This is a genomic window from Rhodovulum iodosum, assembly GCF_041020385.1.
Classification (GTDB): Bacteria; Pseudomonadota; Alphaproteobacteria; order Rhodobacterales; family Rhodobacteraceae; genus Rhodovulum; species Rhodovulum iodosum.
In genome coordinates this window covers 620,151-640,735 of sequence record NZ_JBEHHI010000002.1, presented here as the reverse complement: position 1 = coordinate 640,735, position 20,585 = coordinate 620,151, and the positions used below count along the sequence as shown (strand labels likewise).

General features: G+C 69.1%; 21 protein-coding genes. 15 read left to right on the top strand and 6 right to left on the bottom strand.

What is annotated here, in order from left to right:
- Nucleotide 1: 1 nt before the first annotated feature.
- The gene (locus Ga0609869_RS12265; RefSeq protein ID WP_125404213.1) at nt 2-1,015 is read right to left on the bottom strand and encodes a LacI family DNA-binding transcriptional regulator; all 1,014 of its coding nucleotides are present in this window, start codon (nt 1,013-1,015) and stop codon (nt 2-4) included.
- Between the two features lie 223 nt (nt 1,016-1,238).
- Between Ga0609869_RS12265 and Ga0609869_RS12260 the strand changes: the two genes are divergently transcribed.
- From Ga0609869_RS12260 to Ga0609869_RS12235, 6 genes are all read left to right on the top strand, one after another.
- Entirely contained in the window at nt 1,239-2,588 is a 1,350-nt protein-coding gene (locus Ga0609869_RS12260; protein WP_125404212.1) for an ABC transporter substrate-binding protein, read from the top strand.
- Nucleotides 2,589-2,618: 30 nt separating this feature from the next.
- Nucleotides 2,619-3,599 carry a carbohydrate ABC transporter permease gene (locus Ga0609869_RS12255; RefSeq protein ID WP_125404211.1) on the top strand — a complete coding sequence of 327 codons (981 nt, stop codon included), beginning with the start codon at nt 2,619-2,621 and terminating at the stop codon, nt 3,597-3,599.
- Nucleotides 3,596-4,750 (top strand): carbohydrate ABC transporter permease, encoded by a 1,155-nt coding sequence (locus Ga0609869_RS12250; RefSeq protein ID WP_125404247.1) that lies wholly within the window; start codon nt 3,596-3,598, stop codon nt 4,748-4,750. Before Ga0609869_RS12255 ends, Ga0609869_RS12250 begins: the two co-directional genes overlap by 4 nt.
- A gap of 9 nt (nt 4,751-4,759) precedes the next feature.
- Complete coding sequence (locus Ga0609869_RS12245) at nt 4,760-6,391, top strand: alpha-glucosidase (RefSeq protein WP_125404210.1); 1,632 nt, start codon at nt 4,760-4,762, stop codon at nt 6,389-6,391.
- Nucleotides 6,392-6,397: 6 nt separating this feature from the next.
- On the top strand, nt 6,398-7,492 hold the full coding sequence (locus tag Ga0609869_RS12240) for an ABC transporter ATP-binding protein (RefSeq protein ID WP_125404209.1): 1,095 nt from the start codon (nt 6,398-6,400) through the stop codon (nt 7,490-7,492).
- A gap of 169 nt (nt 7,493-7,661) precedes the next feature.
- Nucleotides 7,662-7,904, top strand: a complete 243-nt coding sequence (locus tag Ga0609869_RS12235) for an FmdB family zinc ribbon protein (RefSeq protein ID WP_125404208.1) — start codon at nt 7,662-7,664, stop codon at nt 7,902-7,904.
- Between the two features lie 93 nt (nt 7,905-7,997).
- Here the strand turns inward: Ga0609869_RS12235 and Ga0609869_RS12230 are convergent, their stop codons facing one another.
- The 3 genes from Ga0609869_RS12230 to Ga0609869_RS12220 all read right to left on the bottom strand — a co-directional run bounded on the left by Ga0609869_RS12230 (nt 7,998) and on the right by Ga0609869_RS12220 (nt 11,109).
- Nucleotides 7,998-9,398, bottom strand: a complete 1,401-nt coding sequence (locus Ga0609869_RS12230; RefSeq protein ID WP_125404207.1) for a TRAP transporter large permease — start codon at nt 9,396-9,398, stop codon at nt 7,998-8,000.
- Between the two features lie 9 nt (nt 9,399-9,407).
- Nucleotides 9,408-10,040, bottom strand: coding sequence for a TRAP transporter small permease subunit (locus tag Ga0609869_RS12225; protein WP_125404206.1), 633 nt, complete (start codon nt 10,038-10,040; stop codon nt 9,408-9,410).
- Nucleotides 10,041-10,104: 64 nt separating this feature from the next.
- Complete coding sequence (locus Ga0609869_RS12220) at nt 10,105-11,109, bottom strand: C4-dicarboxylate TRAP transporter substrate-binding protein (RefSeq protein ID WP_125404205.1); 1,005 nt, start codon at nt 11,107-11,109, stop codon at nt 10,105-10,107.
- A gap of 95 nt (nt 11,110-11,204) precedes the next feature.
- On the opposite strand from Ga0609869_RS12220, the gene Ga0609869_RS12215 reads away from it, so the two are divergent.
- Both Ga0609869_RS12215 and Ga0609869_RS12210 read left to right on the top strand, forming a co-directional pair.
- Entirely contained in the window at nt 11,205-11,969 is a 765-nt protein-coding gene (locus tag Ga0609869_RS12215; RefSeq protein ID WP_125404204.1) for an aldolase/citrate lyase family protein, read from the top strand.
- A 125-nt stretch (nt 11,970-12,094) separates the two neighbouring features.
- Nucleotides 12,095-12,376, top strand: a complete 282-nt coding sequence (locus Ga0609869_RS12210) for a hypothetical protein (RefSeq protein WP_125404203.1) — start codon at nt 12,095-12,097, stop codon at nt 12,374-12,376.
- 14 nt (nt 12,377-12,390) lie between these two features.
- Here Ga0609869_RS12210 and speB read toward each other — a convergent pair whose 3' ends face one another.
- Entirely contained in the window at nt 12,391-13,353 is a 963-nt protein-coding gene (speB, locus tag Ga0609869_RS12205) for an agmatinase (protein WP_125404202.1), read from the bottom strand.
- Nucleotides 13,354-13,630: 277 nt separating this feature from the next.
- On the opposite strand from speB, the gene Ga0609869_RS12200 reads away from it, so the two are divergent.
- The 4 genes from Ga0609869_RS12200 (at nt 13,631) to guaB (ending at nt 17,148) form a co-directional block, all read left to right on the top strand.
- Nucleotides 13,631-14,617: a TDT family transporter gene (locus Ga0609869_RS12200; protein WP_125404201.1), complete on the top strand. Its 987-nt coding sequence runs from the start codon at nt 13,631-13,633 to the stop codon at nt 14,615-14,617.
- A gap of 9 nt (nt 14,618-14,626) precedes the next feature.
- Nucleotides 14,627-15,259: a Crp/Fnr family transcriptional regulator gene (locus tag Ga0609869_RS12195; RefSeq protein ID WP_125404200.1), complete on the top strand. Its 633-nt coding sequence runs from the start codon at nt 14,627-14,629 to the stop codon at nt 15,257-15,259.
- A 74-nt stretch (nt 15,260-15,333) separates the two neighbouring features.
- A complete protein-coding gene (cowN, locus tag Ga0609869_RS12190) occupies nt 15,334-15,612 on the top strand; it encodes a N(2)-fixation sustaining protein CowN (protein WP_125404199.1) in 279 nt (92 codons plus the stop codon).
- 87 nt (nt 15,613-15,699) lie between these two features.
- The gene (gene guaB, locus Ga0609869_RS12185; protein WP_125404198.1) at nt 15,700-17,148 is read left to right on the top strand and encodes an IMP dehydrogenase; all 1,449 of its coding nucleotides are present in this window, start codon (nt 15,700-15,702) and stop codon (nt 17,146-17,148) included.
- Nucleotides 17,149-17,318: 170 nt separating this feature from the next.
- On the opposite strand, the gene Ga0609869_RS12180 is transcribed toward guaB, so the two are convergent.
- On the bottom strand, nt 17,319-17,441 hold the full coding sequence (locus Ga0609869_RS12180; RefSeq protein ID WP_281273268.1) for a hypothetical protein: 123 nt from the start codon (nt 17,439-17,441) through the stop codon (nt 17,319-17,321).
- A gap of 212 nt (nt 17,442-17,653) precedes the next feature.
- Here Ga0609869_RS12180 and Ga0609869_RS12175 point away from each other — a divergent pair, with 212 nt between their 5' ends.
- The 3 genes from Ga0609869_RS12175 to Ga0609869_RS12165 all read left to right on the top strand — a co-directional run bounded on the left by Ga0609869_RS12175 (nt 17,654) and on the right by Ga0609869_RS12165 (nt 20,571).
- Nucleotides 17,654-18,820 (top strand): M24 family metallopeptidase, encoded by a 1,167-nt coding sequence (locus tag Ga0609869_RS12175; RefSeq protein ID WP_125404197.1) that lies wholly within the window; start codon nt 17,654-17,656, stop codon nt 18,818-18,820.
- Nucleotides 18,817-19,581 carry a maleate cis-trans isomerase family protein gene (locus tag Ga0609869_RS12170; protein WP_125404196.1) on the top strand — a complete coding sequence of 255 codons (765 nt, stop codon included), beginning with the start codon at nt 18,817-18,819 and terminating at the stop codon, nt 19,579-19,581. Before Ga0609869_RS12175 ends, Ga0609869_RS12170 begins: the two co-directional genes overlap by 4 nt.
- Before the next feature lie 66 nt (nt 19,582-19,647).
- Nucleotides 19,648-20,571, top strand: a complete 924-nt coding sequence (locus Ga0609869_RS12165) for an AAA family ATPase (RefSeq protein ID WP_125404195.1) — start codon at nt 19,648-19,650, stop codon at nt 20,569-20,571.
- The last annotated feature ends 14 nt before the right edge of the window (nt 20,572-20,585 follow it).

Genomic DNA, 20,585 nt, shown 5'->3' with positions numbered 1-20,585 from the left:
CTCAGGCGTCCTGCGGGGCGGGGCCGGTACTGGCGCCTTCGACGAAATCGGCGCCGATCAGCGCGGGGGCGGACGCGGTGCCGGGCTGTGCGATGCGTTTGAGCAACAGCTCGGCCGCGCGCCGCCCGGCGCTTTCGGCCGGATAGCGCAGCGCGGTGACCGACGGGTCACCCGGACCCGCATCGAACACGATGAGCGACGCCTCGCGCCCGGGGGTCGCGCCGCGCTCGGCCAGCGCGCGGCGCACGCCGATGCCCGAGGCGGCCGAGGCGGCCAGGAACGCGGTCGGCGGGGCATCGGCGGCCAGCAGGCGCTGCGCGGCGTCACGCGCGGCGGCCTCGCTCAGATCGGTGGCGACGATGTGCGCCGGTGCCAGGTCGAGCCCGATCTTGCGCGTCAGCCGCAGCACCCAGTGCAGGCGCTGCGCGGCCTGCAAATCGTCCTCGGGGCCGTTGATCAGGGCGATGCGCAGGTGGCCCAGCCCGGCCAGGCTGTTGAGCGCGAGCCGTACCGACCGGCGGTGGTTCTCGTCGACCCACTGGTAGCTGTCCTCGGGCGCACCGGTGCGACCGTGCACCGCGAAGGGCAGGCCGAGCCCGGCCAGCAGCGCCGGGCGCGGATCGTTTTCGCGCGGGGCGTGCACGATCACCCCGTCGACCGCGCGCCGCGCGGCGAGTTCACGGTAGGCGGTCTCTTCCTCGGCGGCGTCATGGGCGACGCTCAGCAGCATTTCATACCCCGCCTCGCGGCACGCCGCGCCGCACCCGGCGACAAACCCGGCACAGCCCGGCGCCGTCAGCGCGCCCGGCCCGGTGGCCGACAGCACGTGGCCCAGCGTCAGCGACCGCCCGGTTGCGAGGCTGCGCGCACGCGCGTTGGGGCGGTAGCCGTGGCGCTGCGCGGCCTCGCGCACGCGCAGGCGCGTGGCCTCCGCCACCTCGGGATAGCCGTTCAGCGCCCGGCTGACGGTGGTCTGCGACAAGCCGAGATGGGCCGCGAGTTCCTTGAGATTCATGGCCGGCCTCCAAAGCGCTTTCTTTTACGGAAATCCTAGCCTTGGGGGGCTTGCCCGTCAAAACCAAAAGCCGGTCGGAATCGCCGCACGGGCCGCGCGACTCCGACGCAAGGTTGACCCTCGGGAGGCGATGCGCAACCTTCTGCGTATCGGAACAGCCCGCCGGAGGACCGGCGGGAGGCTACAAACGCGGGCGCAGAACCGCGCCCGATCGGAGGTTGACATGTACCGACTTTACAGCGCTGCGCTCTGCGCGGCTCTTGCCGTGCCCGCCGCGGCGCAGGACCTCGTCTTCGCCCCCGGCGAGGACGACCGCTTCTCATGGGCAAGCTATCAGGGCTTTGCCGCCGAACACGATCTGTCGGGCCAGTCGCTGTCGATCACCGGCCCCTGGGTCGGCCCCGACAAGGAACTTGTGGAATCGGTGCTGGCCTATTTCGCCGCCGCCACAGGGGCCGAGGTGCTCTATTCGGGGTCGGACAGCTTCGAGCAGGACATCGTCATCGCCGCCGAGGCAGGATCGCCCCCCGATGTCGCGGTCTTTCCGCAGCCGGGGCTGGCCGCCGACATGGCGGGCCGGGGCTACCTGACGCCGCTGGGCGACGAAACCGCCGGCTGGGTGCGCGAGAACTACGCGGCGGGGCAATCCTGGGTCGATCTGGGCACCTATGGCAACGAGGGCGGCGCGGACGAGCTGTTCGGCTTTTTCTACAAGGTCGATCTGAAATCCATGGTCTGGTACGTGCCCGACGCGTTCGACGAGGCGGGCTATGAGATCCCGCAGACGATGGAAGAGCTGAAGGCGCTGACCGAGCAGATCGTGGCGGACGGCGGCACGCCGTGGTGCATCGGGCTGGGCTCGGGCGCGGCGACGGGCTGGCCCGCCACCGACTGGGTGGAGGACCTGATGCTGCGCACCCAGCCGCCCGAGGTCTATGACGACTGGGTGGCCAACGCCATCCCCTTCGACGACCCGCGCGTGATCGCCGCGATCGAGGAATACGGCTGGTTCGCGCGCAACGACGAATTTGTCGCCGGCGGTTCGGACGCGGTGGTCGGCACCGATTTCCGCGACAGCCCGGCGGGCCTCTTCACCTTCCCGCCCGAGTGCTACATGCACCGGCAGGCAAGCTTCATTCCCACCTTCTTCCCCGAAGGCACCGAGATGGGGCTGGATGTCGATTTCTTCTATTTCCCGGCCTACGCGGAAAAGGATCTGGGCAAGCCGGTCCTCGGCGCCGGCACCCTCTGGGCGATCACCAAGGACAGCCCCGCCGCGCATGCCTTCATCGGCTTTCTCAAGACGCCCGTCGCGCATGAGGTGTGGATGGCGCAATCGGGCCTGCTGACCCCGCTGAAAACGGCCAACTCCGCGGCCTACGCCACCGAAACGATGAAGGCGCAGGGCGACATCCTGCTCAATGCCACCACGTTCCGCTTCGACGGGTCCGACCTGATGCCGGGCGAGATCGGGGCCGATGCGTTCTGGAAGGGCATGGTCGCCTACACCGGGGGCGAAAGCGCCGAGAGCGTGGCGCAGGGCATCCAGGACCGCTGGGACGCGATCCGCTAACGCGCGGCGGATGCGGACGGGGAGGGTGCGATGACGCCGCTGTTGCAGGGTCTTGTGACGATCGTCCTGGGGGTAGGCGGGTGCATCGCCTATTTCTATGGCGCCAACCTGCTGCTGGACAAGGTGCTCTTCCCGGCCCGCGGCCCCAAAATCGGGCGCAACATCACCCGCGCCAACATGGTGCGGCCCTGGCTGTTCCTGTTCCCGGCGCTCTTCGTGCTGGGGCTTTACCTGGCCTACCCGGTGGTGGGGTCGTTCTGGCGCTCGCTTTACGGGCGCGACGGCGACAGCTTTATCGGGTTGGGCAACTACCAGGCGCTCTTCGCCGACGAGACGTTCCGCACGGCGGTGGTCAACAACCTGCTGTGGGTGCTGGTGGTGCCCGCCGCGGCCACCTTCTTCGGGCTGATCGCGGCGCAGCTGACCGACCGGCTGAGCTGGGGCAACATCGCCAAGTCGATCATCTTCATGCCGATGGCGATTTCCTTCGTGGGTGCCTCGCTGATCTGGAAATTCGTCTACGCCAACGACGCCGATATCGGGCTGATCAACGCCATCCGCACGGGTCTGGGCGCGGACGAGGCGGTGGACGTGATGCAGGTCCCGTTCTGGAACAACTTCTTCCTGATGGTCATCCTGATCTGGATTCAAACCGGGTTCGCCATGGTGATCCTGTCCGCCGCGCTCAGGGGCATTCCCGAGGAGACCGTCGAGGCCGCGATCATCGACGGGGCCAATCCGTTCCAGATCTTTTTTCGCATCAAGGTGCCGCAGATCATGGGCACCATCGTGGTGGTCTGGACGACGATCACCTTCCTGGTGCTCAAGGTGTTCGACATCGTCTACACCATGACGGGGGGCAATTTCGGCACCCAGATCCTGCCAAGCTACATGATGAGCTACATGTTCCGCGACGACGGGCGGGCCACGGCCGTGGCCTTCGTCATCATGCTGATCGTGCTGCCGGTGATGGTCTGGAACATCCTCCAGGCCCGCAAGGAGCTGCGCTGATGCAAGTCGCCGGTCAAAAGTCGCGGCTCGCCTGGGCGGTGCACCTGTCGGTGGCGGCTCTGGTGGTGCTGTGGATCATCCCCACGGTGGGCCTCTTGATCTCGTCTTTCCGCGACCGTGACCAGATCTCGGCCAGCGGCTGGTGGCAATCCCCCCTCGCGGTCGAGCAGACCTATCGCACCCGCGCCGATGCCGGGGCCGAACGGCAGGAGGGCGGGCTTTACGTCATCGAGGGCAACGTCTTTGCGGGCGAGGAGAACGCCGACGCCTTTGCCGCCGCGCGCGGCACCGTCACCGGTTTCGGCATCACCGGCCGGGCGCCGGCGGCCTTTGCGCCGGGGTCCGAGGCCGAGCTGAGGGGCGGCGGCACGCTAACGGTGGCGCAAGACGGCGCCTTTCGCGCCGCGGCTTCGGACAGTTTCGGCCGCCGCGGCCCGACCATCTATTTCGAGGCCGAGACGCCGCCGCGCTTCACGCTGGAAAATTACAGCCGCGTGCTGGGCGCCGACCAGATGAACCTCGCCTTCATCAACACGCTGACCGTGACGGTGCCCGCCACCGTCATCCCCATCCTGATCGCCGCGTTCGCGGCCTACGCGCTGGCCTGGATGGAGTTCCCCGGCCGGGGCCTGTTGATCGCCGCGGTGGTGGGGCTCTTGGTGGTGCCCCTGCAACTGGCGCTGGTGCCGCTCTTGTCGCTGCATTTCAAGGTCGGCGTCGGGCAAAGCTTTCTGGGCATCTGGATGGCCCATACGGGCTTCGGCCTGCCGCTGGCGGTCTACCTGCTGCGCAACTACATGGCGGGGCTGCCGCGCGACATCATCGAAAGCGCGCGGGTCGACGGGGCGACCGACTTCCAGATCTTCACCCGCATCGTGCTGCCGCTGTCGTTCCCGGCGCTGGCCAGCTTTGCCATCTTCCAGTTCCTGTGGGTCTGGAACGACCTGCTGGTGGCCAAGGTCTTCCTGCCCTCGACCGACGAGGCCAAGGTGATGACCGTCAAGATCGCCGACGACCTGCTCGGCTCGCGCGGGGGCGACTGGGGCATCCTGGCCGCCGCCGCCTTCATCTCGATCGCGGTGCCGCTCTTGGTGTTCTTCACCCTGCAACGGTATCTGGTGCGCGGCCTGCTGGCCGGGTCGGTCAAATAGGGGGCGGCGATGGCGCGAGAGGAATGGTGGCGCGGCGCGGTGATCTACCAGATCTACCCCCGCAGCTTTCAAGACAGCAACGGCGACGGCATCGGCGACCTGCTGGGCGTGGTCGAGCGGCTGCCCTACGTGGCCGCGCTGGGGGTCGACGCGATCTGGGTCTCGCCGTTCTTTCCCTCGCCGATGAAGGATTTCGGCTACGACGTATCCGACTATTGCGACGTCGACCCGAACTTCGGCAGCCTGGCCGATTTCGACGCGCTGGTGGACACCGCCCACGCCCTGGGGCTGAAGGTGATCATCGACCTGGTGCTCAGCCACAGCTCCGATCAGCACCCTTGGTTCATCGAAAGCCGGGCCAGCCGCGACAACCCCAAGGCCGACTGGTACGTCTGGGCCGACCCCAAGCCCGACGGCACGCCGCCCAACAACTGGCTGTCGATCTTCGGCGGTTCGGCCTGGGCCTGGGACGGGCAGCGGCTGCAATATTTCCTGCACAACTTCCTGTCCTCGCAGCCCGATCTGAATTTCCACAACCCGCAGGTGCAGGAGGCGCTCTTGGACACCGCGCGGTTCTGGCTCGACCGGGGCGTCGATGGGTTTCGCCTGGATACCGTCAATTTCTATTTCCATGACAAGGAATTACGCGACAATCCTCCGCTGCCGCCCGAAGAGCGGAACGATTCCATCGCGCCGGCGGTCAACCCCTACAACTACCAGCGCCACCTCTACTCGAAGACCCAGCCGGAAAACCTTGAGTTCCTGCGCCGGTTCCGCGCCGTTCTCGATGAATACCCGGGCGCCACGACCGTGGGCGAGGTGGGCGACGCGCAATACGGGCTGGAGATCCTGGGCCGCTACACCTCGGGCGGCGACAAGCTGCACATGTGCTACGCATTCGAATTCCTCGCCAACTGGCAGCCCACCGCCGGCTACATCGCCGAGGTCTTCGCCCGGCTCGATGAGGTGGCCGGCGACGGCTGGGCCTGCTGGGCGTTCTCCAACCACGACGTGATGCGCCACGCCACGCGCTGGAACCTCAGCGCCGCCGCCCTGCGGGCCTATCTGACGCTCATCCTGTGCCTGCGCGGGTCGGTCTGCCTCTACCAGGGCGAAGAGCTGGACCTGCCCGAGGCAGAGCTGGCCTTCGAGGATCTGCAGGACCCTTACGGCATCGCCTTCTGGCCCGAGTTCAAGGGCCGCGACGGCTGCCGCACGCCGATGGTCTGGGATGCGCGCGAAAGCCATGCGGGCTTTTCCGCCGCGCCGCGCACCTGGCTGCCGATCCCGGCGGCGCATATGCATCTCGACGTCGCCACGCAGGAACACGCCCCCGAGGCGCCGCTGCATCACTATCGCCGGGCCATCGCCTTTCGCCACGCCAACCCGGTGCTGGCCACCGGCGCGATGGAGGGGATGCGCGCCGCTGGCGACGTGCTGTCCTTTACCCGCCGCGACGCCGGGGCCGAGATGTTCTGCGCCTTCAACCTGTCGGACAGGCCCGCAGTGCTGGCCATGCCGCCGGGCGACTGGCACGCGGTCGGCGGCGAGGTGAACTCGGCCCATGCGGGGCCCGACGGCGCGGTGCACCTGGGGCCCTGGCAGCCCTGCCTGGCGCTCAGACGCAAGGAAAGGGAGTGACGAGGCATGGCTGATCTGCGGCTGAAGGGCGTCGGCAAGAGCTACGGCGCGGTCGAGGTCCTCAAGGATATCGACCTCGATATCGGCACCGGCGAGCTGGTGGTCTTCGTCGGGCCCTCGGGCTGCGGCAAGTCGACGTTGCTCAGGATGATCGCGGGGCTGGAAAAGATCACCGCCGGCACGCTGGACATCGACGGCGTGGCGATGAACGACGTGCCGCCGGCGCAGCGCGGCATCGCCATGGTGTTCCAGTCCTACGCGCTCTACCCGCATATGAGCGTGCGCGACAACATGGCGTTTTCCCTCAAGATCGCGCGGAAAACCCGCGCCGAGATCGACGCCGCCGTGGAAAAGGCCGCGCGGATGCTGCAACTCGAACCGTATCTCGACCGGCTGCCCAAGGCGCTGTCGGGCGGCCAGCGCCAGCGGGTGGCGATCGGCCGGGCCATCGTGCGCGACCCCAAGGTCTATCTCTTCGACGAGCCGCTCTCGAACCTCGACGCCGCGCTGCGCGTGGCCACCCGCATCGAGATCGCGCAGCTGAAAGAGGCGATGCCGCAAAGCACGATGATCTACGTCACCCACGACCAGGTCGAGGCGATGACGCTGGCCGACCGTATCGTGGTGCTGGCCGACAAGCGCATCGCCCAGGCGGGCCCGCCGCTCGAGCTTTACCAGCGCCCGATGACCGAGTTCGTGGCCCAGTTCATCGGCTCGCCGGCGATGAACCTGCTCGCCGGCGAGATCGCCGAAGCGGGCGAGGTCACCCGCCTGCGCCTGCCCGAGGGCGGCGGTACGATCGCGGCCGACATCCCGACCCGGCCCGACGATGTCGGGCGCAAGGTCAATGTCGGCATCCGCCCCGAGGACATGGTGGCGACCGACGGCGACGATTACGCCTACGAGGGGCGGGTCGAGATCGTCGAGGCCCTGGGCGAGGTCACCCAGCTTTATTTCGAACGCTCCAGGCCCGAGCACGACCCGGTCATCGCCAAGCTGCCGGGCGTGCATACCGGGCTGCGGGGCGAGGCGGTGCGCATGACGGCCGATCCCGCCAGGGTGCACCTTTTCGCCGAGGGCCGGTCGCTTCTGTGGCGCTAGAGCGCCGCGCAGTTGGGCAAAGCCGCGCGCGGGCGCATGTCTGGCGGGCAAATCCGGTCCCGGCCCTGCGACGCATCGGCCCCCTGGCCCCGGCGGGCATTGACGGGGCGGGCCGCGCCCCGACAGTGGCTTGCGTCCGGCCCCCGAACCGACGCGAAAGGATCACGCGATGCCGATCTACAATTACCGCTGCCAGGACTGCGCGGCATCCTTCGAACGGCTGGTGCCGATGACCGACGACACCCCGCCCGCCTGTCCCGAATGCGCAAGCACCGACGTGGCGCGCCTGCTCTCGCGCGTCTCCCCGCCGGGCAAAAGCGCCGGGCTGGTCGCGGAGGGCCGCCGCCAGGCCGCGAAAGAGGGCCATTTCTCGAACTACTCCAAGGCCGAGCGGTCCAAGCTCAAACCCTGAGGTCCGGGTGCTGCCCGCCCTGCTTCTTCTTGGCCGAAATACCCGATTTCCGACGTGGGCCGCACGCGCGCGGCCTCAGGTGACGCGCCCGGCTCAGGCCAGGCTCGGCAGCCACAGCACGATGCCGGGCACCATGACCAGCGTGGCGATGGTCACCGCGTCGGCGATGAAGAACGGCGTCACGCCGCGAAAGACGTCCTGCACGCTGAGGTCGGGCCGCACCCCGGCCACGACGAAACAGTTCAGCCCGATGGGCGGCGTGATCAGGCAGAACTCGGCCATCTTGACCACCAGGATGCCGAACCAGATCGCGCACATCGGGCCCGACATGCCAAAGGCGCTGTCGGCGGCCGAGACGAACTCGCCCCCGTTCAGCGCCATCACCGCGGGGTAGACCACCGGCAGCGTCAAGAGCAGCATCCCGATCGCGTCCATGAACATGCCCAGCACCGCGTAGGCCAGGAGGATGCACACCAGGATCAGCAAGGGCGGCATCTCGAGCGAGGTGATCCAGTTGGAAAACGCCCCCGGCAGGTCGGCAAAGCCCAGGAAGCGGACATAGATCAGAACGCCCCAGATGATGGTGAAGATCATCACCGACAGCTTGGCCGTCTCCATCAGGGCGTCGCGCAGCTGCCGCCACCGCATGCCGCGCAAAAGCGCCATCACGAACACCACGAAGGCCCCCAGCGCGCCGCCCTCGGTCGGCGTGCCCCACGCGTCGCCGCCCAGCGGGTTGTAGATGAAGAAGATGATGATCACGACGACGAAGACGATAGGCAGCGCCGGGGGCAGGGCGCGGAGCCGCTGGCCCCAGGTGAAGCCCCCGACCGGCGGGCCGAAGCCGGGCATCGCCAGCGCCATCCCGACGATCAGCCCGGCATAGATCAGCGCCGAGACCACCCCGGGGATGAACCCCGCGAGCAACAGCTTGCCGACGTCCTGTTCCACGATGATCGCGTAGATCACCAGGATCGCCGAGGGCGGAATGAGGCTCGCCAGCGTGCCGCCGGCGGCCACGACACCGGCGGCGAACCGCTTGTCATAGCCGATCTTCAGCATCTCGGGGATCGCGATCCGGGCAAAGACGGCGGCGGTCGCCACCGAGGCGCCCGATACCGCCGCGAAGCCGGCCGTGGCAAAGACGGTCGAGACCGCCAGCCCCCCCGGCAGCCAGCCGACCCAGCGTTTCGCCGCCTCGAACAGCGCCTTGGTCAGCCCCGCGTAATAGGCAAGATACCCGATCATGATGAAGGTCGGGATCAGGCTGAGCGCCTGGCTGGACACCTTGGAATGGGGCACCTGGCCCGCGGTCTTGACCGCCACGCTCAGCGCCCAGCCGAACTCGTCGGGGTCGTACCCCTTCTTCGACCAGAAGATCCAGATCAGCCCCACGAGCCCCGCCAGCGCCGCGGCGAAGGCCACGCGCATGCCCAGCACCACCAGCACGAACAGAACGGCGGTGACCGCGATCCCGATGTCGATCGGTTCCATCCCGCCCCCTTACCCGTCCGTGTCGGACAAAAGCTCCGCCTCGGCGGCCGCCTGTTCGGCGGCGCTTTTCACCAGCGGCACCGCGATGGGCTCGCTCAGGCCCAGCCACAGCGCCCGGCCATAGCCCCAAAGCTGCAGCACCAGCCTGACGCAGAGCACCGAAAAGGCGATCGGCGCCAGCAATTTCGCAGGCCACAAAGGCAGATGGATGTCAAAGCTCGAGTCGCGGCTCCACATCGGCGCGGCAAAGTCGAAGCTGCGCTGGAAATGCGCAAAGCTGCCCCAGACCAGCAGCACCATCAGCACCAGCATGGCCAGCGTGGTGACGAATTCCGCGGCCCACAGTACCCGCCCGCGCAGCGCGCCCACCAGGATGTCCATGCGGATATGCCCGCCGTCGCGCTGCGCGAAGGCAATGCCCATGAAGGCGATCAGCGGCATCGCCTGCTGGATCCAGTCGACATAGCCCGGCAGCGGCTGGTTGAAGAAGTTGCGCCCGCTGACCGACAGCACGGCCAGCACCATCAGCCCGAAGACGGCCAGACCCGAGATCAGCGCCAGCACCCGCTCGATGCGGTAAAGGCCGCGGTCGAGCCGGCTGAGGGTGCTGCCATCCTCCAGGACCGAGGCATGTACCGCCATGGCCGCTCCGATACGGATTGAATGAGACGGGGCCGCGCAGCGGCGCGGCCCCCAAGGCCAAGGCTTACTGCCCGATCATGCCGGTGACGAGGTCGTACAGCTCTTGCGCGGGCAGGCCGCGGGCGCTGTTCTCCTCGATCCAGGCTTGGGCGGCGGGGCCGGCGGCGGCCTCCTTGAACGCGGCCAGTTCGCTTTCGGGGAAGGTCACGCGCTCGATCCCGCGCTCGTCCAGTGCCGGGCCCCAACGCTCCATCGTGTTGGAGTTGTAGTAGTCGATGTAATAGTCCAGCGCCTCGTCGACCGAGCCCAGCAACGCCTCCCGATGCGCGTCCGACAGCCCGTTCAGCGCGTCGGTGTTCACCACCACCGGGCAGTTCACCGTGCCGGGGTTGAGGTTGGTGGTCCACCACTCGCCGGTCTCGATGGTGCCGAAGGACATATGCGCGTGCGGCGCAAAGCTGACGCCCTTGACGACACCGGAATCCAGCGCCTGGCGCACCTCGGTGGCCGACATCGAGGTCGGCACCGCGCCGATGGCGGCCATGGCGACGCCGATGCCGCCGGTCGCGCGCACCGCGAAACCCTCGAAATCGGCCAGCGACTCGGGGGCCACGCCCACGCCCACCACGTTATATTGCGGCAGCGGCGAGGGCATCACGAGCGTGGCGTTCCAGCGCGCCAGGTCGGCCTGCACCGCCGGGTGGTCATAGACCGCCATGCTGATCTCGCGCTCCTGCTCCAGGCTGTCGACGCCCAGGAAGGGCAGCTCGAGCACGGTGATCGAGGGGTTCTTGTCGCGGTGATAGCCGGCGCAGAACTGCGCCATCTCGAAGGCGCCGATCGAGATTCCGTCGAGGTTCTCGGTGTTCTTCGACAGCCCCCCGTAGGAGATGTTCAGCGTGAACTCGCCATTGGTCTTGTCGCTCACCAGCTCGGCCAGCTTTTCCACGTGTTCGGTAAAGGCGCGGCGCTTGCCCCAGAGCGAGACATTCCATTCCTCGGCCATTGCCTCGGTAGCAAAGCCCAATGCGAGTGCGGCAAGCCCCACACGGCCCAGAAGATTGTTCATGATGTTTCCTCCCTTGTATGCTTATTGGGCGAAAGACTAACGGGCCGGCCCGTGGCGACAAGGCAAAATTTTCCGGCCGGGCGAGGGAGAGCGGCATGAAACTGGCAAGGAACGGTCTCAAGGCGGCGCTGGCCGAGGGGCGTTTGCAGCGCGGGCTGTGGCTGGCGCTGGGCAGTCCGGCGGTGGCGGAACTGGCCGGCCAGGCGGGGTTCGACTGGTGTCTCGTCGATGGCGAGCACGCGCCCTACGACATCACCGCGATCCGCGATCAGCTGCTCGCGCTGGCCGGCACGCCGGCCGCGGCGGTGGTGCGCGTGCCCGCGGCCGAGCCGTGGCTGATCAAGCAGGTACTGGACATCGGCGCGCAGACGCTGCTGGTGCCGATGGTCGACAGTGCCGAGGCCGCGCGGGCGGTTGTCGCCGCCTGCCGCTACCCGCCGGCGGGCATCCGCGGGGTGGGCGCGGCGCTGGGGCGGGCGTCGGGCTATAACGCGATTGCCGATTACACGACCGGCGCCGATCGGGAAATCTGCGTCATCGTCCAGGCCGAGACCCGCGCGTCGCTGGCAGATCTCGATGCCATCGCCGCGACCGAGGGCGTCGACGCGGTCTTCATCGGCCCGGCCGATCTCTCTGCCGATATGGGCCATCCGGGCGACCCCGGCGCGCCCGAGGTGACTGCGGCCATCGAAGATGCCATCGGGCGCATCCGCGCGGCGGGCAAGGCGGTCGGCATCATCGACCTGCGCCCGGGCATGGCAGAGCATTACCGCGATCTGGGCGTCGGCTTCGTGGGCGTCGGCGCCGATGTCACCGCTTTGGGCGCCGCGCTGCGCGGGCTGGCCGCCGGGCAGGGATGATCCGTCGTCGAAAGCGTGATTTTTCCTCTGCCGCCGAACCCGCTAGGCTGAAGCGGCAGCAATAGTCGATAGACCGGGCGCGCGGCCTCGCCGCTCGGTGCGCCCGACGGCTACAGGAGGCCGCCATGTTCCGCCTTGCCCTTCTTCTCGTGCTGGTCGCCGCCGGCCCCGCCGCCGCGCAGTCGCAACTGGCCCGAGGCCTGATCCCCGATCTTCGCCGCGCCGGCGTGGACGAGGCCTGCATCGCGTCGCTAAGGTCTCACGATTTCGCCGTGCTCAAGGGCATCAGGGACAACCCCGACATCAGCGCCGGCGAAAGACGCCTGCGCCTTCGCCAGCGCGCCGACAAGGGGTGTGGCGGCGCGCCCAGCTTTCTCAGGGAAGTGATATCCTTGCCCCGGGGATAGCGCGGCGGCGTCGCTCAGCCGCCCGCGCCGCGCGCGTGAAAGACAAAGCCCAGCACGTTCAGCAGCAGTTGCGCGGCCAGGATCGCGGTCGACCCGGTCGGGTCGTAATCCGGCGCCACTTCGACCAGGTCGAGCCCGATCACTTCGTGCCGCCGCGCCACCCCCTGCAACAGCTCCAGCACCTCGTAATAGAGAAACCCGCCATGGCTGGGCGTGCCGGTGCCCGGCGCGATCGAGGGGCAGAAGGCGTCGATGTCGATGGTCACGTAGACCCGCGCACCGGTCGGGATTCGCGCAAGCACACCCTCGGTGCCGAACTGGCGCACCTGCCGCACCGACAGGATGTCAGAGCCCATGGCGCGCGCGGCCTCGTAGCCCTCGCGGGCAGTGGAGGACACGTTGCGGATGCCCACCTGGGTCAACCCGGTCACATAGTCTTTTTCCGCCGCGCGGCGCATCGGGTTGCCGTGGCCGTGGCGCACCCCGTGGCGTTCGTCCACGAAATCGAGATGCGCGTCGATCTGCAGGATATGAAACGGCCCTTGCCCGTCGAAGGCGCGGATCGCGGGGATGTTGACCGAATGATCGCCCCCGATCAGCACCGGCAGCGCGCCGGCGCCGAGTGCGGCGCGCAGCCCGGCCTCGATATTGGCGTGGCTCGTCTCGGTGTCGGTGTGCACGATGTCGGCGTCGCCCATGTCGACGATGCCGACCTCGGGGCCCAGATAGGTGGCGTCGTCCTCGTGATCGTAGGCGCCGGCATGGCCGAAAGAGAACAGCGTCGAGGCCTCGCGCACCGCGCGCGGCCCGAACCGCGCCCCGGGACGGTATTGCGTGCCGCCGTCGAAGGGTGCGCCCAGCACCGCCGCGTCGGCCGCGAAATCCGACCAGTCGGCCACCACCGGCCGCTTGGCAAAGCTCGCGATCCCGACAAAGGGCAGGTCCAGCCGCCCGGTCTCGTACCCATGTCCCGTCATGGCCCCTCCTTGGCTGGGGCCCAGAGTGCGGCGCCGGGGCGCGGGTGGCAAGCGTCCGTGCGCCCCGGCGATGGACGGGCGGGCCGGGCGCGCCAGCATGGCGCGGCGACAGGAGAAACCGATGACACGGCGCTTTTTGCCCCTTGCTGCCGGGCTGCCGCTGCTCGCCAGCGCGCTGCCGGGGCTGGGGCTGATGCGCCGCCGCAAAGGCTGAGCGCCGGCCGGCCGGTCCGAGGCCCCTTGCCCTGCGGCCCGCCGCCGTGGCAAAGCTCGCGTCATGACCGCGTCACCGCCGCCTTTCCTCGCCCCGCAGCCGCGCTTCGGCGAACAGACCCCGCCGGCGATCTTTCCGCCGATCATGGGCGCCTTCGGCCTGGGCCTTGCCTGGCGCCGGGGGGCCGAGGCGCTGGCCGCGCCCGCGGCGGTCGGCGACCTGGTGCTGGGCGCGGTGACGCTGCTGTTTCTGTTCTGCGCGGGGGCCTATCTGCGCAAGGTGCTGCGCCGGCCCGGCGTGGTGATCGAGGATCTCAAGGTGCTGCCCGGCCGGGCCGGGCTGGCCGCGATGGTGCTGTCGGTCTACCTGCTGGCCGCCGCGCTGGTGCCGTTTTCGCCCGGGGCCGCCCTGGGGCTGATGTCGCTGGCGCTGGCGCTGAATGCCGGGCTGGCGGCGCTTGTCCTTTACGTGCTGGTGACCGGCCCGGCCGAACAGCGCGCGGTGACGCCGGTCTGGCACCTGCAATTCGTGGGCTTCATCCTGGCCGGGCTGACCTCGGCGCCGCTGGGATATGACGGGCTGAGCGCGCTCCTGCTTTACGGCACGGGCGCGGTGGCCGTGCTGATCTGGGCGCTGAGCCTTGTTCAGATCGTCCGCCGCGATCCGCCGCCGCCGCTGCGCCCGCTGCTGGCGATCCACCTCGCGCCGGCGGCGGTGCTGGGGACCGTGGCGCTCTTGGCCGGGCAGACCGCGCTGGCACTCGGGCTTGCGGCGCTCGCCGCGGCGCTCTTCGCCGCGCTGGCGCTGCGTGCGCCCTATATCCTGCGCGCGGGGTTCAGCCCGCTCTGGGGCGCCTTCACCTTCCCGCTGGCCGCGTTCGCCAGCCTTCTGCTGGGGCTGGGCGCGGCCGGGCAGGGCGGTGGGCTGGCCATTGCCGGCGGGCTGGTGCTGGTCGCCGCGACGCTGGTCATTCCGCCGATCCTGGTCAAGGTCTTGCAGGCCTGGGCCAAGGGCGGGCTGGCGCCCAAGACCAACGCCGCCCGCGCCTGAGCCCGCCCGATGGACGCCGCCCCGCCGCCCCCTTCGGGCCCCGAATGGCTGTCGCGGCTCGACGGCGGCGTTCGGCGCAGCCATGCGCCGGGTGCCGCGATCTCGGTGCCCGATGCCGGGGAGAACCGGATCTTCGTGCTGGAAGCCGGACTGGCGCGTATCTCGCTGGCGGGCGAGGCGCGCGCCCTGACGCTTGGCTATCTCCGGCCCGGGGGCATCTTCGTGACGCATACCCGCGGCTGGGTCGAGGCGCTGGAGCCCTGCGAGGTGCAAAGCTGGCCGGTGATGGCGATGCTGGGCCTGATCGCGCGCGAGCCCGAGATGGGCGTCGCCGCCTTCCGCGAGGTCGGGGTGCTGCTGCACGAGGCGCTAAACCTGATCGAGGATCTCGCCTTTCGGCCGGTCGATGCACGCCTGGCCCGGTTTCTGCTGTCCGAACGGCGGATCCAGGGCAGCGACAGCATCCGGCTGCTCGGCACCACCGAGGCGCTGGCCACCGCGCTCGGCACGTCGCGGCAGACGCTGTCGACGCTGCTCAACCAGATGGTCCGCGAGGGCGTGATCGCGCGGCCCGACCGCCAGCGCGTGCAGATCCTCGACTGCGGCACCTTGGTCACGCGCGCGGCGCTGTCGTCCGGCTGACAGACGGCGACGGGACACCCGACTAGAGTGATCGGGATTTCCGATTTCATGATCCAAGCTCGAAAGGCCCCGCCATGAACGACGCCACACCCGATCGCTATGTCAGCTTCGTCGGAATCGACTGCGACGGAAATGCCGACCGGCTGATGGACCTGCTGGTCGCGCGCATGGCCGGATGCAATTCCCGCTGGGTCGGGTATTTCGACCAGAAGCTTGCCGAGAAGGCCCGCATGGGCAACGACAACCTGTATTTCATCGGCAGCCAGGTAAACAGCCTCAGCGCGTTTTTCGAAGAGATCGGAGACGACGAGGGGCTGGCGCTGCTGGCCTATCTGGAAAAGACCTGCTGCTAGGGCGGGGCGCTTGCGCATTCCCCCTTTCCTTTTCGGCCCCCCCGTGAAATAGGGAAGCGCCAAACGAAAACTCCGCAGGAGACTCCCATGGAGATTCGCGAGGCTCTCACTTTCGACGACGTTCTTCTGGTTCCCGCCGCCAGCGCGGTGCTGCCCAACCAGGCCGATACCGGCACCTGGGTCACCCGGTCGATCCGGCTGAACATCCCGCTGATCAGCTCGGCCATGGACACGGTGACCGAACACCGCATGGCCATCGCCATGGCCCAGACGGGCGGCATGGGGGTGATCCACCGCAACCTGACCGTCGACGAGCAGGCGCGCGAGGTCAGGCGGGTCAAGCGGTTCGAAAGCGGGGTGGTCTACAACCCGATCACGCTGACCCCCGACCAGACGCTGGCCGACGCCAAGGCGATGATCGAGCGGTATAATTTCACGGGCTTCCCGGTGATCGACACCAAGGGCCGCGTGGTCGGCATCGTCACCAACCGCGACATGCGCTTCGCCCAAGACGATTCCACTCCGGTGCGCACGATGATGACGTCGGACAACCTCGCCGTGCTGAAAGAGCCCGTCGACCGCGGCGAGGCGCTGAGTCTGATGAAGGAACGGCGCATCGAGAAACTGCTGATCACCGATGCCGACGGCAAGCTCACCGGCTTGCTGACGCTGAAGGATACCGAGCAGGCGGTGATGAACCCGCAGGCCTGCAAGGACGATCTGGGGCGGCTCAGGGTCGCCGCGGCCTCGACGGTGGGGGACGCGGGCTTCGAGCGGTCCGAGGCGCTGATCGACGCCGGCGTGGACATGGTGGTGATCGACACCGCGCACGGCCATTCCGAGGGCGTCGCTCTTGCCGTGGAACGCATCAAGAAGATGACCAACGCGGTGCAGGTCGTGGCCGGCAACGTCGCCACGACCGAGGGCACCCGCGCGCTGATCGACGCGGGCGCGGACGCGGTGAAGGTGGGCATCGGCCCGGGCTCGATCTGCACCACGCGGATGGTCGCGGGCGTCGGCATGCCCCAGCTCACCGCGATCATGGATTGTGCCCAGGCCGCGGGCGATGTGCCGGTGATCGCCGATGGCGGCATCAAGTTCTCGGGCGATTTCGCCAAGGCGATCGCGGCGGGCGCCTCCTGCGCGATGGTCGGCTCGATGCTGGCCGGCACCGACGAAAGCCCGGGCGAGGTGATCCTCTACCAGGGCCGGTCGTTCAAGGCCTATCGCGGCATGGGTTCGCTTGCCGCCATGGCCCGCGGCTCGGCCGACCGCTATTTCCAGAAAGAGGCCGCCTCGGACAAGCTGGTGCCCGAGGGCATCGAGGGGCAGGTGCCCTACAAGGGCGCGGCCGGCGCGGTGGTTCACCAGTTGGTGGGCGGGTTGCGCGCGGCGATGGGCTATACCGGAAACGCCACGGTCGAGGCGATGCGCAGCAACAGCCGTTTCGTGCGCATCACCGGGGCCGGGCTGAAGGAAAGCCACGTCCACGACGTGCAGATCACGCGCGAGTCGCCGAATTACAGGATGGCGTGACCAAGTGGCCAGGATAGTCGTTTCGCAACCGCGTTGACATCAGTGCAGCCATGACGGCCCGGCGGGCCGTCATGGGGCCCCGGCGCCAAAGGCACGCGAGCCTGGGTTTCCCGGCACTCTGATCTGCCTGAAACAGGTAAGAAATTCCGCCAGCCTCCGGCTTCAGGGCGTCAGGGCGTCGCGCAGGGGCGCGCGAACGCCGCGGTTTCGCCGGCCAGAAGGATGACCAGCCCAAGCCAGCCGAGTAGGGAGACCGAGGTCATCTTGCTGCCTGCCTCTTCCAGCAATGCCATCAGTTCCGGCGATCATGGACCGATGCGCGGGTGGCTTGCGCCATATGCGTGACAGTTCAGCGACGTTTGGCGCGACCGGCGGCGGCGTTGGCTGCGCCCCAGAATTTTCGGGAAATGCGGCCGGCGCGGCGATATGCTGGCCCGGCAAGCGCAGGAGGCGGTGATGCCGACACCCCATGACCGGCCCGAACGGCCAGCGGCCGATGCCGCCGATGGCTGAGCGGTCGCTGATCTTTCCCGCGGCAGAGTACCGCCGCCGCGCCGCCGCGCTTCAGGGCGAAATGGCCGGGGCCGGGCTCGACGCGCTCTTGCTGACGACCGCGCCCGACATCTTTTACCTGACGGGGTTCCTGACTCGGTTCTGGGAAAGCCCGGCGCGGCCCTGGTTCGTGGTGCTGCCGGCCCGGGGCGCGCCCGTCGCGGTGATCCCGGCCATCGGGGCCGAGCTGATGGGCCGCACATGGGTGTCCGAGATCCGCACATGGCCCGCGCCGGACCCGGCCGATGACGGCGTCACGCTGCTGGCCGACACGCTTTGCGCGCTTGTTCCGGCGGGCGGGGCCATCGGTCTGCCCATGGGGCCCGAAACCCATCTGCGGATGCCGCTGGCCGATCACGCCCGCGTCGGCCAGCGGATCGCGCCGCGCCGCTTTGCCGATGCCACGGCGGTCGTGCACCGGGTGCGCGAGGTCAAGTCCGAGGCCGAGATCGACAAGATCCGCGCCGCCTGCGGCGTGGCCGACCGCGCCTTTGACCGGGTGCCCGACTTCGCCCGTGCCGGCCGTCCGCTGGCCGAGGTGTTCCGCGACTTCCAGATCGCGCTGCTCCAGGAAGGCGCCGACTGGGTCAGCTATGTCGCGGGCGGGGCCGGGCCCTCGGGCTATGGCGACGTGATCTCGCCGGCCGATTCGCGGCCGCTGGCGCCGGGCGACGTGCTGATGCTGGATACCGGCGCGGTGCGCGACGGGTATTTTTGCGATTTCGACCGGAATTTCGCCATCGGCCGGGCCGGCGCGGGCGCCCGCCGCGCCCATGCCGCGCTCTACGACGCGACCGACCGCGCGCTGGCCGCGCTGCGCCCCGGCATGACCGCGCGCGAGGTGCACCGCGTGATGGCCGAGGCGCTGACCCGCGCGGGGGTCACGCCGGCCGCCGGGCGCTTCGGCCACGGGCTGGGCCTGGCGCTGACCGAATGGCCCTCGCTGTCGGAGGCCGACGACACCGTGCTGCGCGCCGGCATGGTGCTGACGCTGGAACCGGGCGTCGAAATCGCCCCGGGGCGGATCATGGTGCATGAGGAAAACCTGGTGCTGCGCGCGTCGGGGCCAGAACTCTTGTCGGCCCGAGCGCCCGCCGACCTGCCCGAGATCGACCGGTGAGCCCGCACCCCTATCGCCTGACCGGCCCGATCGGTGCGCGCGCCACGCTGGGGCTGATCGTGCTTCAGGTCGACGAGACCGTGGAACAGGATTTCCGGCGGATCTTCACCGCCCCCGACATCGCGCTTTATGTCAGCCGCATCCCCTCGGGCGCCGACCTGACGCCCGAAACCATCGCCACGATGGCGCAGACGCTGCCCGCCGCCGCCGCGCTGCTGCCCCCCTCCGCGGCGTTCGACGCGATCGGCTACGCCTGCACCTCGGGCACCACGCTGATCGGCGCGGACCGGGTGGCCGGGCTGGTGGGGCAGGCGGCCGCCACCCGCGCGGTGACCGAGCCGCTGAGCGCGGCGCGCGCCGCGTTCGGCGCCGTTGGCGCGCGCTCGGTCGCGCTGGTCTCCCCCTATATCGACGCGGTGGCCGGCCCGCTGCGCGCAGCCTTCGAGACGTCGGGTATCGCGGTGCCGGTCACCGTCTCTTTCGGAGAGCGGGTCGAGGCGCGGGTCGCGCGCATCGACCCGGCCTCGATCCGCGACGCGGCGCTCGCCGCCGGGCGCGCGCCGGGGGTCGAGGCGGTGTTCCTCTCCTGCACCAACCTGCGCACGCTCGACATCATCGACGATCTCGAGGCGCAGTTGGGTCTGCCGGTGATCGCCAGCAACCAGGCGTTGGCCTGGCACATGGCGCGACTCTCGGGCGCGGGGCCCGGGGGCGTCGCGCCGGGGCGGCTTTTCGCCCAAGCCCTGCCGCGGCCCGGCTGAGGCCGCGCGGCTGCGCCCTTGACCGCCGCCGCACCGCGTGCAGTCTGACGCAAGGGGAGGACGGACATGGCCGAAGAAATCGCGTCGATCGACCAGGTGCAAACGCTGCTGGACGGGCAGAACTACGTCTGCGGGCGGGCGCTGGCCACCGTGGCCTTCCTCGCGCTGCGCCTCGGCCGGCCGCTGTTTCTCGAGGGTGAGGCCGGCACCGGCAAGACCGAGATCGCCAAGGCGATCGCCGCCGCGCTCGGCCGCCGGCTGATCCGCCTGCAATGCTACGAGGGGCTCGATGCCTCCTCAGCCGTCTACGAATGGAATTTCGCCGAGCAGATGATCGCCATCCGCACCGCCGAGGCGATGGGTTTCGACGGCGCCGGCGCCGACCGCGAGGCGCTCAAGGACGAGCTCTTCTCGCAGCACTACCTGATCGAACGCCCGCTGCTGCAGGCGCTGCGCCCCCATGTCGAGGGGCCGCCGGTGCTCCTGATCGACGAGATCGACCGCACCGACGAACCCTTCGAGGCCTTCCTGCTCGAGGCGCTGTCCGATTACCAGGTCACGATCCCCGAACTGGGCACGGTCCAGGCCGCGCATCCGCCCATCGTCATCCTCACCTCGAACCGCACCCGCGAGGTGCATGACGCGCTCAAGCGCCGCTGCCTCTACCACTGGGTCGACTATCCCGATTTCGAGCGCGAGATCGAAATCCTCCACGCCCGCGCGCCGGAGGCCGCCGAAACCCTTTCCCGCGAGATCGTCGCCTTCGTGCAGAAACTCCGCACCGAGGATCTGTTCAAGAAACCCGGCGTCGCCGAAACCATCGACTGGGCCAAATGCCTGCTGGCGCTCGACGTGATCGACCTCTCGCCGCAGGTGATCGCCGACACGATCGGCGCGCTTTTGAAATACCAGGACGATATCCAGAAGATCGAGGGCTCCGAGGCCAAGCGCCTGCTCGACGAGATCCGCGCCGAGCTCGCCCCGGCCTGAGCTTCTTCTGGCCT

Excerpts from the sequence above, each read along its gene's own strand:
- Ga0609869_RS12220 (WP_125404205.1), bottom strand. The coding sequence starts at position 11,109 with ATGAACAATCTTCTGGGCCGTGTGGGGCTTGCCGCACTCGCATTGGGC.
- Ga0609869_RS12195 (WP_125404200.1), top strand. The coding sequence starts at position 14,627 with ATGGACGCCGCCCCGCCGCCCCCTTCGGGCCCCGAATGGCTGTCGCGG.
- Ga0609869_RS12215 (WP_125404204.1), top strand. The coding sequence starts at position 11,205 with ATGAAACTGGCAAGGAACGGTCTCAAGGCGGCGCTGGCCGAGGGGCGT.
- Ga0609869_RS12175 (WP_125404197.1), top strand. The coding sequence starts at position 17,654 with ATGGCTGAGCGGTCGCTGATCTTTCCCGCGGCAGAGTACCGCCGCCGC.
- Ga0609869_RS12210 (WP_125404203.1), top strand. The coding sequence starts at position 12,095 with ATGTTCCGCCTTGCCCTTCTTCTCGTGCTGGTCGCCGCCGGCCCCGCC.
- Ga0609869_RS12255 (WP_125404211.1), top strand. The coding sequence starts at position 2,619 with ATGACGCCGCTGTTGCAGGGTCTTGTGACGATCGTCCTGGGGGTAGGC.
- Ga0609869_RS12225 (WP_125404206.1), bottom strand. The coding sequence starts at position 10,040 with ATGGCGGTACATGCCTCGGTCCTGGAGGATGGCAGCACCCTCAGCCGG.
- Ga0609869_RS12240 (WP_125404209.1), top strand. The coding sequence starts at position 6,398 with ATGGCTGATCTGCGGCTGAAGGGCGTCGGCAAGAGCTACGGCGCGGTC.
- Ga0609869_RS12180 (WP_281273268.1), bottom strand. The coding sequence starts at position 17,441 with ATGGCATTGCTGGAAGAGGCAGGCAGCAAGATGACCTCGGTCTCCCTA.
- Ga0609869_RS12230 (WP_125404207.1), bottom strand. The coding sequence starts at position 9,398 with ATGGAACCGATCGACATCGGGATCGCGGTCACCGCCGTTCTGTTCGTG.
- cowN (WP_125404199.1), top strand. The coding sequence starts at position 15,334 with ATGAACGACGCCACACCCGATCGCTATGTCAGCTTCGTCGGAATCGAC.
- speB (WP_125404202.1), bottom strand. The coding sequence starts at position 13,353 with ATGACGGGACATGGGTACGAGACCGGGCGGCTGGACCTGCCCTTTGTC.
- Ga0609869_RS12260 (WP_125404212.1), top strand. The coding sequence starts at position 1,239 with ATGTACCGACTTTACAGCGCTGCGCTCTGCGCGGCTCTTGCCGTGCCC.
- Ga0609869_RS12165 (WP_125404195.1), top strand. The coding sequence starts at position 19,648 with ATGGCCGAAGAAATCGCGTCGATCGACCAGGTGCAAACGCTGCTGGAC.
- Ga0609869_RS12265 (WP_125404213.1), bottom strand. The coding sequence starts at position 1,015 with ATGAATCTCAAGGAACTCGCGGCCCATCTCGGCTTGTCGCAGACCACC.
- guaB (WP_125404198.1), top strand. The coding sequence starts at position 15,700 with ATGGAGATTCGCGAGGCTCTCACTTTCGACGACGTTCTTCTGGTTCCC.
- Ga0609869_RS12245 (WP_125404210.1), top strand. The coding sequence starts at position 4,760 with ATGGCGCGAGAGGAATGGTGGCGCGGCGCGGTGATCTACCAGATCTAC.
- Ga0609869_RS12235 (WP_125404208.1), top strand. The coding sequence starts at position 7,662 with ATGCCGATCTACAATTACCGCTGCCAGGACTGCGCGGCATCCTTCGAA.
- Ga0609869_RS12200 (WP_125404201.1), top strand. The coding sequence starts at position 13,631 with ATGACCGCGTCACCGCCGCCTTTCCTCGCCCCGCAGCCGCGCTTCGGC.